This is a genomic window from Carnimonas bestiolae, assembly GCF_051251145.1.
Classification (GTDB): Bacteria; Pseudomonadota; Gammaproteobacteria; order Pseudomonadales; family Halomonadaceae; genus Carnimonas; species Carnimonas bestiolae.
This window is the reverse complement of the sequence record NZ_JBPCZK010000003.1, coordinates 1-16,367: the sequence shown is the minus strand read 5'-3', so window position 1 is coordinate 16,367 and position 16,367 is coordinate 1. Positions and strand designations below refer to the sequence as shown.

Below are 16,367 nucleotides of genomic sequence, written 5' to 3'. Positions count from 1 at the left end.
CGCTTCTCCTTGTTGGATGAGCGGGTCGCCGATACGGCGTGCTCTCGTATTATGTCGTTGCTTATCACCATATTAGCTGCTTACGACGAATGTATGTCATTTGTGTCGCGGCGTTCTCCGCTGCTCTCCGACAAGCAGAAGTCATCGTTAGGCGGCATAAACGCCGTCACCAAGGGAGAATTCGCTAATACCAAAGTTCAATGTAGCGGCAAAGTTAGGCTAAAGGATTTATGGAAGTCATTTCCTTATAGTGGAAACCAACGCGCGAAAAAGGCTCGTTGGCGGAGTAAATGGCCTGGTAGGCAAGCCCGTCAGCAGCATTTCTCAATGCTTTAAAAGTCACCAAAAGAATCAAAATGGAAACGTTGTCCATTGCGTTTCAGTGAACTGCCTACGGCGATTTGATAAGAGGCTAGTCAATTGGCAGCGCAGCATGATTACGGTATCTTTCCCCCACATTGTGACGTGGGCGCTGTAAGCCCAGACCGACCCAGGCGCCGCTACCCGTGGCTGCCGCGCAGGGAAGCCAATAATCAGCAGGTAAAATTCCCGGGCGCGTTCGCTCAATGCTATCAGCGTATGAGTAACTGGACCCTGTTTTCCATTCGGAGAAGCCCATGAAGTTCGAGGCAACAGAAGACATCGATCCCATCGAAACCCAGGAATGGCTTGATTCGCTGGTATCGGTGATGGACCGCGAGGGCGACGACCGTGCGCGCTATCTGCTGAGCCGGCTGGCCGACCGCTTGCGCCGTGATGGCATGCAGCCACCGGTTTCGCCGACCACGCCCCATCGCAACACCATTCCGGTTCATCGTGAAGCCAAGATGCCGGGCGATGTTTTCATTCAGCGCAAACTGCGCTCGGCAATCCGTTGGAACAGCATCGCCCAGGTACTGCGTAGTAACGACAAGCACAAGGGCCTGGGCGGCCACCTCGCCAGTTTCATGTCGAGCTGCACGCTCTATGAAGTGGGCTTCAACCATTTCTTCCGCGGCGGTGACGGTGAACAAAAGGCCGACATGATTTACTTCCAGGGGCACATCGCGCCTGGCATCTACGCGCGTTCCTATCTGGAAGGGCGCCTGACCGAAGAACAGCTGGATAACTTCCGTCAGGAAGTGGATGGCAACGGTCTTTCTTCTTATCCCCACCCTTACCTGATGCCGGATTACTGGCAGTTTCCCACCGTATCGATGGGGCTCGGCCCGATCACCGCGATCTATCAGGCGCGCATGATGAAGTACCTCGATCACCGCGGCATCGAGCCTGCAGGTGACCGCAAGGTATGGGCATTCCTTGGCGATGGTGAGTGCGATGAAGTCGAAACACTGGGCGCCATTCATGTCGCGCGTCGTGAAGGTCTCGATAACCTGATCTTCGTGATCAACTGTAACCTGCAGCGTCTTGATGGCCCGGTACGCGGTAACGGTCGCATCATCGACGAGCTGGAAGGCATGTTCCGCGGCGCCGACTGGAACGTTATCAAGGTCGTGTGGGGTGGGCTGTGGGATCGCCTGTTTGCGCTTGACAAGCAAGGCTTCCTACAGCGCACCATGGATACTACCGTTGACGGCGAGTATCAGAGTTACAAAGCGCAGGACGGTGCGTACGTGCGCGAAAAGTTCTTCGGCAAGCACGAAGAAACGCTCAAGATGATCGAAGACATGTCCGACGAAGACGTGTTCAAGCTCAATCGCGGTGGTCACGATCCTCAGAAGGTTTACGCGGCGTACCACGAGGCGTTCCATAACGCCAATGGTCGTCCTACCGTGATTTTGGCGCACACCATTAAAGGTTACGGTATGGGCGCTGGACATGGTGAGGCTGAAATGGGCGCGCACCAGACCAAATCGATGAACGTCGATGCGCTGAAAGGTTTCCGTGATCGCTTTGATATCCCCGTCACCGACGAGCAGATCGAACAGCAGATGCCTTACTACAAGCCATCTGATGACTCGCCGGAAATGCGCTACCTGCACGAGCGTCGTCAGGCGCTGCACGGTTATTTGCCGAAGCGCGACACCACTCACGATGCGCTTGAGATTCCCGAACTCGACAGCAAGATATTTGCCAGTCAGATCAAAGGCTCCGGTGATCGCGAGCTGTCCTCGACAATGGCGTTCGTGCGTATTCTCAGCGGCCTGATCAAGGACAAGACCCTCGGCCCACGCGTTGTGCCGATCGTACCGGATGAGTCGCGTACCTTCGGCATGGAAGGCCTGTTCCGCCAGGTGGGTATCTACGCCAGCGAAGGCCAGAAGTATGAGCCGCAGGATCACGGTCAGATCATGTTCTACCGTGAAGACAAGACCGGTCAGATTTTGCAGGAAGGTATCAACGAAGCCGGTGCGATGGCCTCGTGGATGGCGGCTGCAACCGCCTATGCCAACTATGGCAATGCGCTGCTGCCGTTTTACATCTACTACTCGATGTTCGGCTTCCAGCGTATCGGCGATCTGGCCTGGGCGGCCGGCGATATGCAGGCGCGCGGCTTCCTGCTTGGCGGTACCGCAGGGCGCACCACGCTGAACGGTGAAGGACTGCAGCACCAGGACGGTCACAGCCATATTCTGGCGAGCACCATTCCCAACTGCCGCTCCTATGATCCGACCTATGCGCACGAAGTAGCGGTCATCGTACGCGATGGTCTGAAGCGGATGGTGCAAGACAACGAAAACTGCTTCTATTACCTGTCGCTAATGAACGAAAACTACGTTCAGCCTGAGCTTCCGGAAGGCAGCGAGGAAGGCATCATTCGCGGCATGTATCTGCTCAAGGAAGCAAGCGGCAGTGGCCCGCGCGTGCAGTTGCTGGGCTCTGGCACCATTCTGCGCGAAGTTGAAGCAGCGGCTGATCTGTTGCGCGACGACTTTGGGGTAAGCGCCGATATCTGGAGTGTTACCAGCTTTAACGAACTGCGTCGCGAAGCGCTGGAGATTGATCGCCAGGCGTTCCTGAATATCGATCAAACGCCCGCCAAACCATGGGTCACTCAGTGCCTTGAAGGGCGGGAAGGGCCAATTGTTGCCAGCACTGACTACATGAAGCTGTTTGCCGATTCGGTTCGCGCCTGGGTGCCGGGTGATTACCATGTGCTTGGCACCGATGGTTTCGGTCGCTCCGATACCCGCGAGCAACTGCGTCACTTCTTCGAAGTGGATCGTTACTTTGTCACGGTAGTGGCGCTGAAAGCGCTTGCCGATCAAGGCAAGGTCGAACGTGAAAGCGTCAAACAGGCCATCGAAAAATACGGAATCGACGTCAGCAAACCCAATCCTCAGTACGTATAAGGTGCTGGGCATCGCCGACGGCTCGCTGGTGAGTGCGGGTGTCGGCCGATTGATTATGGCGTGATGCTGATGAGAGGAGCGCGAACTTGAGCAGCGAAATCATCAAGGTACCCGACATCGGGTCCGACGAGGCGGTCGAAATTATCGAAGTCTCGGTAGAAGCAGGTGATGAGGTGTCGGCAGAAGACACCATCATTACGCTGGAGTCCGACAAGGCGTCGATGGATATTCCGGTGCCGAAGGGCGGTAAGGTCAAACGAGTGCTGGTGGCCGAGGGTGACAAGGTGTCTACCGGTGACGACATCCTTGAGCTCGAAACCGAGGCAGATGGCGACGCTGCCGATGCGCAGCAAGATGATGCGCCAGCGGCCGCCGCTGAAGCGCAACCCGATACCGTAGCAGAGCCGGAAGCCGCACAGCCTGAGGCCAGCCAACCGTCTCAGACGGGCAGTGGCAGCAGCGAAATCGAGATCAAGCTGCCCGATATTGGCGAAGACGCCGTTGAAATCATCGAAGTGGCCGTCAAAGCCGGTGATCAGGTAGAAGCAGAAGATACTCTGATTACGCTGGAATCCGATAAGGCATCGATGGACATCCCTAGTCCCGACAGCGGTGAGGTTGTCGAGCTGACCGTGGCCGAAGGCGACAAGGTGTCCACCGGCGATGTGATTGGACGCCTCAAGGTAGCAGGTGGCCAGGCAGCGGCTGATGCAGCACCGCAGCAAAGCGCTGCCGCGTCGCAAGCAGCGGCAGAAACATCGGCCGATAATGCCGAGCCTGCTGAAGCCAAGCCGGCGAGTCAGCCTGCCGAGCAACCCTCCGGCGAGCCGCAGCGCAAAGAGCTGCGGGTACCGGACATCGGTAGCGACGGTGCTGTGCCGGTCATCGAAGTGGCGGTCTCGGTAGGTGATGACATTGCCGCTGAGGACACGCTGCTAACGCTCGAGTCCGACAAAGCGTCAATGGACGTGCCAAGCCCCTACGCTGGCAAAGTGGTGGAAGTTAGCATCAGCGAAGGCGACGAGCTGAAGCAGGGCGATCTGATCGGCTATGTTGAAGTTGCAGGTGCTGCAGCGCCGGCGGCAGAGGAAGCGCCCAAGGCGCAGGAATCCTCCGCAGTCGAACAGGCCGAGCCGTCGTCGCAAGCGGCTCCAGTAGCACCGTCCGCGCCGCAGTCGCCGCAGGCAGCCGTACGCGAAGGCCACGAGCCCAGCACCGAAGCGCTTAGCGAAGAGCAGCGTAATCAGCGTCCCAGCGTACACGCCGGCCCTGCCGCACGGTTGATGGCGCGTGAGCTTGGCGTCGAGCTGACCGACGTAACGCCCTCTGGGCCGCGTGGTCGCGTGCTGAAAGAAGATATCCAGCAGCACGTCAAGCAGGTGATGAGCCAAAAAGGCAGCGCGGCTGCTCAGCCAGCGGCCGCAGCGCCAGCCGCTTCCGGTGCCGGTATTCCGCCGATTCCTGCGGTGGATTTCAGCGCTTTCGGTGAAGTGGAAGAGAAACCGATGGGGCGTCTGCTCAAGGCTGGCGCCACCAATCTGCATCGCAGCTGGCTGAACGTGCCGCACGTCACGCAGTTCGACGAAGCGGATATCACCGAACTTGAAGAGTTCCGCAAGAGCGTCAAGGAGGAAGCGTTCCGTGAAGGGGCTAAGCTGACGCCGGTGCCTTTCATGATCAAGGCCGTGGCGCACGCGCTGCACAAGTTCCCGCAGTTCAACGTGTCGTTGCACCCTGATGGTGACAAGATCATCTGGAAAAAGTATGTCCACATCGGTATCGCGGTGGATACGCCCGACGGGCTGATGGTGCCAGTGCTGCGCGATGCCGATAAGAAAAGCATCATTCAGATTGCGCTCGAGTTTGCTGATCTCGCCAAGCGGGCTCAGCAGAAGAAACTCAAGCGCGAAGAGATGCAGGGTGGCTGCTTCACCATCTCGAGCCTTGGCTCGATTGGCGGCACGGCGTTCACGCCGATCGTCAATGCGCCTGAGGTGGCTATTCTTGGGCTGTCGCGCTCTGAGCTGAAGCCGAAGTGGGATGGCAAGGAGTTCAAGCCGCGCTTGATGCTGCCGCTTAGCCTTTCCTACGATCACCGTGCGGTGAACGGTGCCGATGCGGCGCGCTTTACCGCCTATCTGGCCAAGGTGCTGGCGGATATCCGCCGCTTGACGCTGTAGGTTATACAGTGTGGCCTCTATCCCGCTCAAGCGGGGTAGGGGTCGCGTTGTTTCGCTGCACGTTGTATAGTTTTCGCCCTGCCATATATCCAATGGTGGGCGGTAGCTATCCGAATATCGAGAAGGCGCCCTAGCGGCGTCTTCGCTGATAATATCGCTCTGGTGACGTCTCAGCGCCGCCGCCAAACGTTTCGGCCCCTCTCGGGCCGCTTTTCGTTACATCAAGGCAATCGCGAGCTTCGCTTGTCAGCCGTGTGATCGAGGCGGTGCCACAACAGCGTCTGCTTGTTGTCAGGCGTCGCTGCCATGCCAGCGCGCTAACACGTTACCAGGCATTTGTTCGGCCAACCTCGCGCCGAACTTCATTTGATCTATCAAGGACCGCATCCATGCGTTTGATTCTGTTGGGCGCCCCCGGCGCAGGTAAGGGTACTCAAGCGACCTTTATCTGCGAGCGCTTTGCCATTCCCCAGATTTCTACCGGTGACATGCTGCGTGCCGCCATCAAGGAAGGCTCCGAGCTGGGCCGTCAGGTCGAGCAGGTAATGAACGAGGGCAAGCTGGTGTCCGACGAATTGATCGTGGCACTGGTCGAGGAGCGCATTGCTCAGCCCGACGCCGCCAACGGTTTCTTGCTTGATGGCTTTCCGCGCACTATCCCGCAGGCCGATGCGCTCAAGGATGCTGGAGTGAAAATCGACCACGTCGTCGAGATTTCCGTTCCTGATGAAGAGATTATTGGTCGCCTGTCGGGCCGCCGCGTGCACCCCGGTTCCGGCCGTATCTATCACACCGAGCACAATCCTCCCGCCACTCAAGGGCAGGACGATGTGACCGGTGAAGCGCTGATCCAGCGCGAGGACGACAAGCCCGAGACCGTACGTAAGCGCCTCGACAACTACCATCGCCAAACTGAGCCGCTGGTGGGTTACTACCGCGATTGGGCCGCTGCCGAACCGCAGCAGGCACCGCAGTACACCAGTATCAATGGCGTTGGTAAGCTCGACGAGATTCGTGCCGAGCTAATCAAGGCGCTTGAGGCCTGAATGAACATGCGCCCACTGCGAGTGTTGGCGCTGGATGCGTCATCCAGTGCCTGTTCGGTAGCGTTATGGCAGGGGCAGCCAGGCAGCGCAGGAACGCTCTCGGGGCTTTACGAAGTGGCGCCGCGCCAACACATGCGCAAGCTGCTGCCGATGGTCGATACGGTGCTGTCACAAGCAGGTATTGCGCTCGCTGATGTCGACGCCTTGGCGTACGGCGTGGGGCCCGGGTCATTCACCGGGCTGCGTATTGCCGCCGGTACTGCACAAGGGCTGGCGTTTGGTGCCGACAAGCCGATGATCGGCATTTCTACCCTGGCAGCGTTAGCGCTGCAGGCCTGTCGTGAAGGCGAAGGCGGGCAGGTATGCGCCGCTCTCGACGCGCGTATGGACGAAATTTACGTGGGCTGCTTTGCAGTCGAGCGTAATGAAGGTATTCCGCAGGTGACCGCGCTGGATCAGGAGCAAGTCATCGCACCGCAGCAGCTGACGCTGCCCGCTGGCACGTTGCGGGCCATCGGGGCTGGCTTCGGTTACCTCGAACGAATGCCCGAGCAAACTCGCCAGCAGTTGGTGCTGCACACTAGCGATGCTGAGCCCGACGCGCGTGAGATAGCGCAGTTGGCCGCACTCGAGCTGGTCGCCCAGCGCCTACATTCGCCAGCAGACGTTCAACCGGTCTATCTGCGTAACAATGTTGCCCATCGCTCAACGCGCGGGCCGTTGGATTAGACGATGAGCGGAACGCCTCTGTTCACACTCGAACACCGGCCCGAGGGGCTGGTGCTATGCTGCGATCCGCCCACCTTCGGTCATCCCCTGCATGTTGATTTTGTTGGCGGGAAGGCGGGGCATCGGCGCCGTTTTGGCGGTGGACGAGGCCAACTGATCGCGCGTGCCTGTGGCTTCAAGGCCGGCGTCACGCCTAGCGTTATCGACGCGACCGCAGGGCTGGGGCGCGATGCCTTCGTACTGGCATCTCTTGGTGCCAGGGTAGTGATGATCGAGCGTGTGCCAGAAATTGCAGCGCTGCTTGAGGATGGGCTGGTGCGTGCCATGGCGCACCCGGACGTACGCGAAATTGCCGCTAGAATGAGTCTGCAACACGGCGATGCCAGCGCTCGGTTGGCACAGCTGGTAGCGGATAGCGGCGTTGCTCCTCAGGTAGTGCATCTCGATCCGATGTTTCCCCATCGCGAAAAAAGCGCGCTGGTGAAGAAGGAGATGCGGCTATTCCGCGAATTGGCCGGCAGCGACGATGACGCGCCGCGCTTGCTTGAGGCAGCCTTGGAGGTGGCGACTCACCGCGTGGTGGTCAAGCGGCCCAAGGGCGCGCCCCCAATTCAGGGCCCGGCCCCTCAGCACACCGTCGAAGAGAAAAACAGCCGCTACGATCTTTATGTGCATCGATCGCTGCGCAGTGATTAGCGTTTCTTCTTTTTGCCGCGCTGGCGGCCGTTGCCGCCCGTAGAAGAGCGTGCCGAAGGCGCGCTCTTTTTCTCTTTGGGCGCACGAAACAGCAAAAACAGATCCAGGCACAGCTCGGCCAGTTGATTGGAAAGCTCAGTGGCACGACGCGGTGACGCCGCCAGTTCGGCAAGGTCGGGATCTTCTTCTTCGAACAGTCCTGACAGCGCCATAAATGGTAGCAGCAGCTGAGCGGCTTGCTCTTCATCGTTGCCGAACCAGGCTTCTTCGTTCAAGAACACCGCTTCCATGAAGCCTGCGCACCACTCGCCCGCTGGTGCATCGAGAGGATGGCCTTCGATTTCCGGATCGAAAGGCAGCTCAGGCAGTAAACCGCGTTCAAAGGCCTGAGCGGCGTTGCGTTGCAGCGTTTCGCAAAGTCCGAGAATATGCTGACGTTGCGCTTCGTCGCTGAAGGCAGGCTCGCCGTTAAACAGCACGGACACCCAGACCGCGGCATCGGTGGGCTCCGGCGCAATCGCCAGCGCAACCAGAAAGCCGTGTGCTTCGAAGATGCCCAGCGCTTCAGCGTCCACCTGATCTGAGTCAAGAAACTCGTCGAGCTGATCGAGCGATTCATCGTCCAAGAGCGGAATCTCGCGTGCGTCGTCTGTTTCCTGCAGAGGGGGAGGCGTCATTGCGTTGGTCCTGTGAGTCATTAAAGTGGGCGCAGAGGTAGTGGTCGGCGCGTGGAGCGAGGCGCGCCCAACTGGCTAAAAGTACCTGAGAAAGTAGGGCGCGGGTGCCGGTACGCTTGTCAGTTCGACGTCGCCGCTCGTAGACACTGCCCGATTTTTCGGTGCGAGCAGGTGCACTCCATTATTAACGGTATTCTATCAAGCATGACCCCAACTCTGGACCCTGAAGATGCGTTAGCGCCGCTTTTTTCTTCTGCCGATGATAGCGCGCTGGCTGAACTGAGCGCTGCTGAGCTGATGGCGCAAGTGGAGCGCCAGGTGAGCCGCTGTCTGACACACGCCCGTCGCTGGTTCCCCCAACTGCCTGCGCCGCAGGTGTGGGGTGATTTGCGCGGCAAAAGTGCGGGGCAAGCACATTTTGGCCGCGGCGGTGTACGTTTCAACAAGGTACTGCTGGGCGAGCAGCCGCGTATTTTTATCAACGAAGTAGTGCCTCACGAAATGGCTCATTGGGTCGTGCACTACGGTATCTCGTCGCGCGTTGCACCACATGGTAATGAATGGAAAACGCTGATGGTGGCGATGTTTGGGCTGCCGCCGGCGGTCACCCATCGTTTCGATACCAGTGCGGCAAGTCCTGCTCCCTATCTTTATGGCTGTGGATGCCGCGACCAGCACGGCCAATCGCGCGTTCACGGCTTTAGCCTGCGTCGTCACAACAGCGTAGCGAAAGGACGACGCTACTTCTGCAAAGGTTGCCGCCAGCCGCTCTATTTCATGGGTAAAGCGGGCGTTGAAGACAACACCCGCAGCTGATTAAGGTCTGCTTGTCTGCATTAACGTAGAGTTAGGTGTGGTGAGTTGCCTCTGCGCGTAAAGTTGAATGGCTTACTGCGACAAAAGGTGTAGTGTAGCCGCTATACGAAAGTGTCAGTGACAATGTCGCGTGATAGGCTATGGCGCCGCTGGTTGGCGTTTTTCGAGCGTTTTGTGCGGGCGTGCTGGCACCCTAAAATTTTCGTTACTTTTCAATAATGGCGGTGGCGGCACATCAGGGGAGTGCTGCCAATCGGTCGATTTAATCAGCAGCGCGTATCGCAAAGCTGCCGTCGCAGGATGTTGGGAGATACCTTATGGCTCTGGCTCAAAAGTTTATTGTTGCCGATGATCATCCGCTGTTTCGTGCTGCGCTCACCCAGGCGCTCGCCAATGTAGTAGACAAGACCGATATCGTTGAAGCCGACACCATGGAGGCGACGACGGAAGCTGTTCATCAGCACTCCGATGCCGACCTCATTCTGCTCGATTTGCATATGCCTGGTGCTCACGGTTTCTCCGGTTTGATTCAACTGCGTGGTCAGGTGCCTGATATCCCCGTCGTGGTGGTGTCCGGTAGCGAAGAGCCCCATGTAGTGCGTCGTGCCATCGATTACGGTGCCTCCGGCTTCATTCCCAAGTCAGCATCGCTGAACGTGATTGGTGATGCCATCCGTGCGGTGCTTGATGGCGAAGTATGGCTGCCCGAGCATATTGCCGATGCGCTGGGTGAATCCAACGAGGAAGAGTCGCGTTTTGCCGAAGCAATTGCTTCGCTGACGCCGCAGCAGTTTCGCGTACTTAACATGCTGAACGAGGGCCTTTTGAACAAACAGATCGCCTACGATCTGAATGTCTCAGAAGCCACCATCAAGGCTCACGTCACCGCCATTCTGCGTAAGCTCGGTGTTCATTCGCGCACCCAGGCGGTCATCGCTGCGCAGCGCCTTGAGCTGGAACCCCCGAAGGTTGAGGGGTAAGCCCCAGGCATGGTTGCGACCCCGACCGGTGCTTTCTCTCTCTATTAGAACCGCAACCGAATGAAGCAGAAGGGCGTTGCGATAGGCCGCCCTAAAAAACAGCGGACGCTGTAGTTGCCCTGATAGTGGCAATCGCAGCGTCCGCTGTTGCGTTTATCGAAAGCCGCTCATCATCGGCCGTTGATTGCCGGGCAGCCATCACAGCCGTTTGCTGCCCGCGAGCAGTGCGCGTTGGCAGGCTCAGGCGGCTGGCGAAGTCGATCTCCTATGCAGGAAGCCGCCGCCAGCAATAACGTTGCCCAGTGCTAGCCTAACCGGCTGTTGCTGCGCTGCGCTTGCAGCAGTCGCGTCAGTAGCGCTCTCAGTGCTGCCGGTTTCACTGGCTTGTTGAGCAGGTGGTATCCCGCGCGTTTGACCAAATCAGCCACTTCCTCAGTGCGATCAGCGGTAATCACGATGCCGGGCACATCGCCTTCCATACGTTCATCAAGTGCATCGAGCGCCATCAGCCCGGTAACTTCGTTATCCAAATGATAGTCGGCCAGAATGGCGTCGGGCGCTTCGTGCAAGTGGCGCAGCACCGATTTGGCGCCGCCGATGGTGGTGGCGGTGTGCACTTCGCACTCCCAGCCTTCCAGAATCGCACGCATGCCTTCCAAGGTCAGGGTTTCGTTATCGATGCAGATAACCCTGGCACCTTTCAGCTTGTTGGCGGCAGTGGGTCGTTTGGCCTCTGCTGTTGTCTGGCTCTGTACCACGCCTTTCAGCCACGGCACGCGCAGCGAGAACACGGTGCCGCGATCCACTTCAGAGTGCAGATTGAGCGAGTGCTCAAGCACCTTCGCCATACGATCCGCAATCGAAAGACCAAGCCCCAACCCTTTCTCGCTTTCGCGGTGGCGCGATTGCTGATCGAGGCGGCGGAATTCCTGGAATATTTCTGACTGTTTCGATTCAGGAATGCCGGGACCGGTGTCCCACACCTCGATCGCGATCTCATCGCCATGACGCCGACAGCCAAGCAACACGCGGCCCTGCTGGGTGTAGCGCAGCGCGTTTGAGATAAAGTTCTGGATGATGCGCTGCAGCATTTGCGGGTCGGAATCGACCATGGCGTGCGACATTACCACGTGAAACTCCAGCCCACGCTCGCCTGCCATCACGTCGAACTGCGACTGCAGCGGGGTGATTACCTGGCTAAGGCTAAACTGACGGCGTTTCGGCGTCAGCGCTCCTGCGTCGAGTTTGGAGATATCGAGCAGCGTACTAAGCAGTTCCTCAGCGGATTGCAGCGAAGAATCAATATGGTTCAGCGTATTCAGGTGAGCGCTTTCGCTTAAGCGCTGGGTGAGCGCCGAGGTAAACAGGCGGGCAGCATTCAGCGGCTGTAGCAAGTCGTGGCTGGCGGCGGCCAAAAAGCGTGTCTTCGAGGCGTTGGCGCTTTCGGCAATCTGCATCGCCTGACGCAGCGCCTGCTCAGCCTGGGCGCGTACTTCGTTCTCGTTGCGCAGCGCTTCGTTGACCGAAGAGAGCTCACGAGTACGCTCGCGCACGCGCTCTTCCAAATGCTCGTTGGTTTCCTTCAGCGCCATCTCGGCCAGGCGCCGGTCGGTGATATCCTGATAGAGCGCGAAGAAGCCCAGCACCCGTGAGCCAATCCCGAAGTGGGGCGTATAGGTCACCAGCATGTAGCGCATGCTGCCTTCGCGATCATCCATCGACAGCTCGAAGGTCACCCGTTCGCCTGCCAGCGCTCGGCGCATCCAAGGCGCGCGTGACTTCCACTCACGCGCCGGCATGATGTCATTGGCGCGCTTGCCGATCACCTCGGTGCGGTCGATGTGCATTACCGTTTCGTAGGCGCGATTGGTAAACAGATAGCGGCATTCAGGATCGAAATAAGCGATTAGCGCAGGCACGTTGTCGGTATAGATACGAATGTTGCTTTCGGAGCGGATCAGCGCCTCTTCAGTGCGTTTCTGCTGGGTAATATCCTGATAGGTATACACAAAGCCACCGCTCGACATGGGGTAGCCCAGAATGTCGAGCACCGTGCCGTCCTTGCGATAGCGCTGGTAGTGGTGAGGCTTGCCCGAGCGCAGATTTTCCATTAATTGGGCAACGTGCTCTTCAGGATCGCCGGGGCCATATTCGCCGCGCTGAGCGTTGTAGCGGAACACCTTCTCGAAGGGGGTGCCCACGCGAATCAGATTGTCGGGGAAGCTGAAAAGCTGTAAATAGCGGCGATTCCATACCACCAGCCGCTGCGTGTGATCGACCACGCTGATGCCCTGATGCAGGTTCTCCAGCGTTGACTGCAGCAGCGAACGGTTGAAGTCGAGCACTTGCGAGGCTTCATCGACAATCGACACGACATCAGAAAGCTCGATGCCGCGATGCGAGAGCGCCGAGTTGACCAGAATGCGCGCAGAGGATGCGCCCACCGCTGAGGCCAGTAGCCGCTCGCTGAACTGAATGGCATCAATCGAGGCGTGCGTGCCCGGTAACAGCGGGCTGCCCTGACGCGTCGCGTAGTCGTCGAAGGCGCGCTCGACCTGATCGCTGTTGAGAAACCGCCGGCACAGCGCTTTAAGGTCATCGATGGTGGCGGTGCCGGCCCAGGGGCGATTGAAGTTCGGCTGTACGCTAGCGCTTTCGACAAACAGCGATGCCTGAATGCGCTCTACAACGCCCGGGCGGCTGATCTGGGAGAAGAAGATATAGCAGAACAGGTTGACCGCGGTGGAGAGCATCACGCCCTGGGTGAAGGGCGCTGAAATACTAATGCCGAAGGGGTGAATCGGGCTAAGCCAAGCGATCCCGAAGGGCCCATCGGTCAGCAGGGCGGGTGGCAGCACGTGGGCGTGGACCAGCAAAGGTAGCAGCAGTGTATAGGCCCAAATCGCCAGCCCTGCGGTCATGCCAATGCTAACCCCAAGGCGGGTGGCATTTTTCCAGTACAGCCCACCCAGTAGCGCCGGCGTTAGCTGCGCAAGTCCAGCCAGCGACAGCCAGCCAAGATCGGCCAGCGAACTGCTGGCGCCCATGATGCTGTAAACACCATAGGCGGCGGCCATCACCAGTACGATAATCAAGCGTCGTGTGCGCAATAACCAGGTGGTATAGCCGCGTCCTGAACGCTCGAAATGCCCCAGCTTCAGCAGCAGTGGGATGATGACTTCGTTGGAAATCATGATCGACAGCGTGACGCTGGCCATTACCACCATGCCGCTACCCGCTGCAAAGCCGCCAATGAAGGTAAGCAGCCCCAGCCAATGGCTATCCATCGCAACGGGGAGCATCAGCAAATAGGTGTCAGGGTCGATGCTGGTATCGCCGAATAGCGACAGACAGATATGCGCCAGCGGCAGCAGGCACAGCATTGCCACTACCATGTAAGCAGGAAACAGCCAGCGCGCGCGCCGCGCATCGTCTTCATGGGTGTGCTCAACCACTGTGACGTGAAATTGGCGCGGCACACAAAACACCGCAGCCATTGCCAATAGCACCTGCACCCAGCTGCCGCGGCTGTCGTGATGGCTAACGGCATCGTGCGCCGGTGTTGTCGGTGGCAGTGTGCTGGGGTCGACCGGCGCGCCGAGCAGATGGCTTCCGTGCCATGCTAGCCACGCCACGGTGCCGCCCAGAACCAATAGCACCAGCAGCTTGAAGATCGACTCAAAGGCAATCGCCTGAATAATGCCTTCATGGTGCTCGGTGGCATTGGTGTGGCGAGTGCCGAATAAAATGGCGAACAGCGCCAGCAGCGGCGCAAGATAAATGGCGGTGTCGTATTTAAGTGAGAAGTCGAGCGCGCCATTGGCGTTGGTGAAGATATCGACACTCAGCGAAATGGCTTTTATCTGCAGCGCAATGTAGGGAAGGGTGGTAATTAGCGCGGCCAGTCCGGTGAAGGCGGCCAGTGCCTGTGACTTGCCGTATCGGGAGGCGATGAAGTCGGCCAGTGAGGTCACATTTTGCAGCTTGGCCACGCGAATCATCTTGTTGAGCACTGGCCAAAACAGCAGCGCTACCAGCAGCGGGCCAATAAAGATGGGGAACATCCCGTAGGAGGAATGCGCCGCATCACCGACGGCACCGAACACCGTCCACGAAGTGCAGTACACGGCCAGCGTCAGGCTATAGACAATCGGCCTTCTACGCGCCGCGCCGCTTACCGTAGCGCGATGGTCGCCGCGCCAGGCAATCACGAATAGCAGCGCGATATAGCAAAATGCGATAACGCTTAATAGCCAGCCCTGAAACATGCTCTTCCCCTTGCCAACAGGCGTCGTGCCGCGCGCATTGCTGCTTGCGTGTGACGCCCGGTTTCACCCTTTATTGGCGCCAATGGTATCATTGGCGCCATTTCCTGATCTCGCTATTCAGAGAGTTTCCATGTCTACCAACGCTTTCGCGCAGGCCGCGCAGCTCGGCTATGCCGCAGACACTGCTGAGTCTTCCAGCGATACCGTCGATGTTAACGAGAGCAGCGCCGCCACTGAGGCAGCGTCGCTACGCACCCCCGATTTCGGCAGCGATGCCGCGGCGCCAAAGCGCCAGCGCGAATTCAACAAGCTGCAAAAACGTCTGCGACGCCTGGTGGGCAATGCGATTGTCGATTACGGCATGATCGAGGCGGGCGACCGCGTGATGGTGTGCCTTTCAGGCGGTAAGGATTCGTACACCATGCTGGAGATTCTGCGCAATCTTCAGCTTAGCGCGCCAGTCAACTTTGAGCTGATAGCGGTCAATCTCGACCAGAAACAGCCCGGTTTTCCCGAACATGTGCTGCCTGAGTACCTGAGCAAAACCGGTTTGCGCTTCCATATTATCGAGCGTGACACCTATTCCATCGTGATGGATAAGGTGCCGGAAGGTAAAACCACCTGCGGCCTGTGTTCGCGACTCCGACGCGGCACGCTGTATGGCTTTGCCGAAGAGATTGGCGCGACCAAGATTGCGCTGGGCCATCACCGCGACGATATTCTCGAAACGCTGTTTCTCAACATGTTCTTTGGTGGCTCGCTCAAAGCGATGCCACCCAAGCTTTTGTCGGACGACGGCCGCCACATCGTGATTCGCCCGCTGGCCTATGTGCCGGAGTCGGCGATTATCGACTATGCCAACGCCATGGAGTTTCCGATCATCCCCTGCAATCTGTGCGGCAGCCAGGAAAATCTGCAGCGCCAGAACGTCAAGGAGATGCTCAACGAGTGGCAGCGCGCTCATCCGGGCCGTATCGAGTCGATGTTCAAAGCGGTGACTAACGTCGCGCCTTCGCAGTTGGCTGATCGTTCCCTGTTCGACTTCAACGGGCTGGAAGCTGAACGCGAGCGGCGCTTGCGTGACCGTATCGACGTCGCGCCGCTGAGCGACGGTAATGAACTGCTGGAATGGAAGGTCGTGCGCTGATTTGAGCGGTGGTGGCAGCGAGCGGTGGGGCGCTGACGTCGAATCCATGAACGTTAATGGAGCAAGAACTGCCAGCGCCTGAGCTATCTCTACCAAATGAAGAAAAGCGTTTGACTTTCATGGGGGTATAGGTAGAATGCGCAGCCACACAGCACGGGTGGTTAGCTCAGTTGGTAGAGCACCTGCCTTACAAGCAGGGGGTCACAGGTTCGAATCCTGTACCACCCACCACTGTTAAAGCAGCACTCCTTGGAATGACGCTTTATAGAGGGTTGTGGTATCACGCGCAGTGCATGCGGACCGGTAGTTCAGCTGGTTAGAATGCCGGCCTGTCACGCCGGAGGTCGCGAGTTCGAGTCTCGTCCGGTCCGCCATTCTGCAAGTGATAAGTGCAGTAGAAGTAGCAAAGAAGCGTTGTCTGATTCGGACCGGTAGTTCAGCTGGTTAGAATGCCGGCCTGTCACGCCGGAGGTCGCGAGTTCGAGTCTCGTCCGGTCCGCCATACAGCCTTTCTTGTCGTATGCTGGCACATTAG

Annotated in this window: 11 protein-coding genes and 3 tRNA genes; 11 read left to right on the top strand and 3 right to left on the bottom strand. The window is 58.5% G+C overall.

Going from position 1 to position 16,367, the window contains the following annotated elements; all coding sequences use genetic code 11:
* Window positions 1-214: 214 nt before the first annotated feature.
* Window positions 215-373, bottom strand: coding sequence for a hypothetical protein (locus tag R84865_RS05050; RefSeq protein ID WP_435639009.1), 159 nt, complete (start codon window positions 371-373; stop codon window positions 215-217).
* 244 nt (window positions 374-617) lie between these two features.
* Between R84865_RS05050 and aceE the strand changes: the two genes are divergently transcribed.
* The 5 genes from aceE to R84865_RS05025 all read left to right on the top strand — a co-directional run bounded on the left by aceE (window position 618) and on the right by R84865_RS05025 (window position 7,944).
* Window positions 618-3,293 (top strand): pyruvate dehydrogenase (acetyl-transferring), homodimeric type, encoded by a 2,676-nt coding sequence (gene aceE / locus R84865_RS05045; protein WP_435639008.1) that lies wholly within the window; start codon window positions 618-620, stop codon window positions 3,291-3,293.
* An 86-nt stretch (window positions 3,294-3,379) separates the two neighbouring features.
* Complete coding sequence (gene aceF, locus R84865_RS05040; RefSeq protein ID WP_435639007.1) at window positions 3,380-5,473, top strand: dihydrolipoyllysine-residue acetyltransferase; 2,094 nt, start codon at window positions 3,380-3,382, stop codon at window positions 5,471-5,473.
* 389 nt (window positions 5,474-5,862) lie between these two features.
* Complete coding sequence (gene adk / locus R84865_RS05035; protein ID WP_435636589.1) at window positions 5,863-6,519, top strand: adenylate kinase; 657 nt, start codon at window positions 5,863-5,865, stop codon at window positions 6,517-6,519.
* The gene (gene tsaB, locus R84865_RS05030) at window positions 6,520-7,248 is read left to right on the top strand and encodes a tRNA (adenosine(37)-N6)-threonylcarbamoyltransferase complex dimerization subunit type 1 TsaB (RefSeq protein ID WP_435639006.1); all 729 of its coding nucleotides are present in this window, start codon (window positions 6,520-6,522) and stop codon (window positions 7,246-7,248) included.
* 3 nt (window positions 7,249-7,251) lie between these two features.
* Complete coding sequence (locus tag R84865_RS05025; protein WP_435639005.1) at window positions 7,252-7,944, top strand: class I SAM-dependent methyltransferase; 693 nt, start codon at window positions 7,252-7,254, stop codon at window positions 7,942-7,944.
* On the opposite strand, the gene R84865_RS05020 is transcribed toward R84865_RS05025, so the two are convergent.
* Window positions 7,941-8,621, bottom strand: a complete 681-nt coding sequence (locus R84865_RS05020) for a YecA/YgfB family protein (protein WP_435630930.1) — start codon at window positions 8,619-8,621, stop codon at window positions 7,941-7,943. The genes R84865_RS05025 and R84865_RS05020 overlap by 4 nt on opposite strands.
* Before the next feature lie 204 nt (window positions 8,622-8,825).
* On the opposite strand from R84865_RS05020, the gene R84865_RS05015 reads away from it, so the two are divergent.
* Entirely contained in the window at window positions 8,826-9,437 is a 612-nt protein-coding gene (locus tag R84865_RS05015; RefSeq protein ID WP_435630929.1) for a SprT family zinc-dependent metalloprotease, read from the top strand.
* Between the two features lie 317 nt (window positions 9,438-9,754).
* Window positions 9,755-10,417 carry a response regulator gene (locus R84865_RS05010; protein ID WP_435630928.1) on the top strand — a complete coding sequence of 221 codons (663 nt, stop codon included), beginning with the start codon at window positions 9,755-9,757 and terminating at the stop codon, window positions 10,415-10,417.
* A gap of 305 nt (window positions 10,418-10,722) precedes the next feature.
* Here R84865_RS05010 and R84865_RS05005 read toward each other — a convergent pair whose 3' ends face one another.
* The gene (locus R84865_RS05005) at window positions 10,723-14,685 is read right to left on the bottom strand and encodes a hybrid sensor histidine kinase/response regulator (RefSeq protein ID WP_435639004.1); all 3,963 of its coding nucleotides are present in this window, start codon (window positions 14,683-14,685) and stop codon (window positions 10,723-10,725) included.
* Between the two features lie 130 nt (window positions 14,686-14,815).
* Between R84865_RS05005 and ttcA the strand changes: the two genes are divergently transcribed.
* The 4 genes from ttcA (at window position 14,816) to R84865_RS04985 (ending at window position 16,334) form a co-directional block, all read left to right on the top strand.
* Window positions 14,816-15,832: a tRNA 2-thiocytidine(32) synthetase TtcA gene (gene ttcA, locus R84865_RS05000; protein WP_435639003.1), complete on the top strand. Its 1,017-nt coding sequence runs from the start codon at window positions 14,816-14,818 to the stop codon at window positions 15,830-15,832.
* A gap of 155 nt (window positions 15,833-15,987) precedes the next feature.
* Window positions 15,988-16,063, top strand: a tRNA-Val gene (locus R84865_RS04995).
* Window positions 16,064-16,129: 66 nt separating this feature from the next.
* A tRNA-Asp gene (locus R84865_RS04990) sits at window positions 16,130-16,206 on the top strand.
* A gap of 51 nt (window positions 16,207-16,257) precedes the next feature.
* Window positions 16,258-16,334 (top strand) — tRNA-Asp (locus R84865_RS04985).
* Window positions 16,335-16,367 lie beyond the last annotated feature (33 nt).

Excerpts from the sequence above, each read along its gene's own strand:
- R84865_RS05050 (WP_435639009.1), bottom strand. The coding sequence starts at position 373 with ATGGACAACGTTTCCATTTTGATTCTTTTGGTGACTTTTAAAGCATTG.
- aceE (WP_435639008.1), top strand. The coding sequence starts at position 618 with ATGAAGTTCGAGGCAACAGAAGACATCGATCCCATCGAAACCCAGGAA.
- adk (WP_435636589.1), top strand. The coding sequence starts at position 5,863 with ATGCGTTTGATTCTGTTGGGCGCCCCCGGCGCAGGTAAGGGTACTCAA.
- tsaB (WP_435639006.1), top strand. The coding sequence starts at position 6,520 with ATGAACATGCGCCCACTGCGAGTGTTGGCGCTGGATGCGTCATCCAGT.
- R84865_RS05025 (WP_435639005.1), top strand. The coding sequence starts at position 7,252 with ATGAGCGGAACGCCTCTGTTCACACTCGAACACCGGCCCGAGGGGCTG.
- R84865_RS05020 (WP_435630930.1), bottom strand. The coding sequence starts at position 8,621 with ATGACGCCTCCCCCTCTGCAGGAAACAGACGACGCACGCGAGATTCCG.
- R84865_RS05015 (WP_435630929.1), top strand. The coding sequence starts at position 8,826 with ATGACCCCAACTCTGGACCCTGAAGATGCGTTAGCGCCGCTTTTTTCT.
- R84865_RS05010 (WP_435630928.1), top strand. The coding sequence starts at position 9,755 with ATGGCTCTGGCTCAAAAGTTTATTGTTGCCGATGATCATCCGCTGTTT.
- R84865_RS05005 (WP_435639004.1), bottom strand. The coding sequence starts at position 14,685 with ATGTTTCAGGGCTGGCTATTAAGCGTTATCGCATTTTGCTATATCGCG.
- ttcA (WP_435639003.1), top strand. The coding sequence starts at position 14,816 with ATGTCTACCAACGCTTTCGCGCAGGCCGCGCAGCTCGGCTATGCCGCA.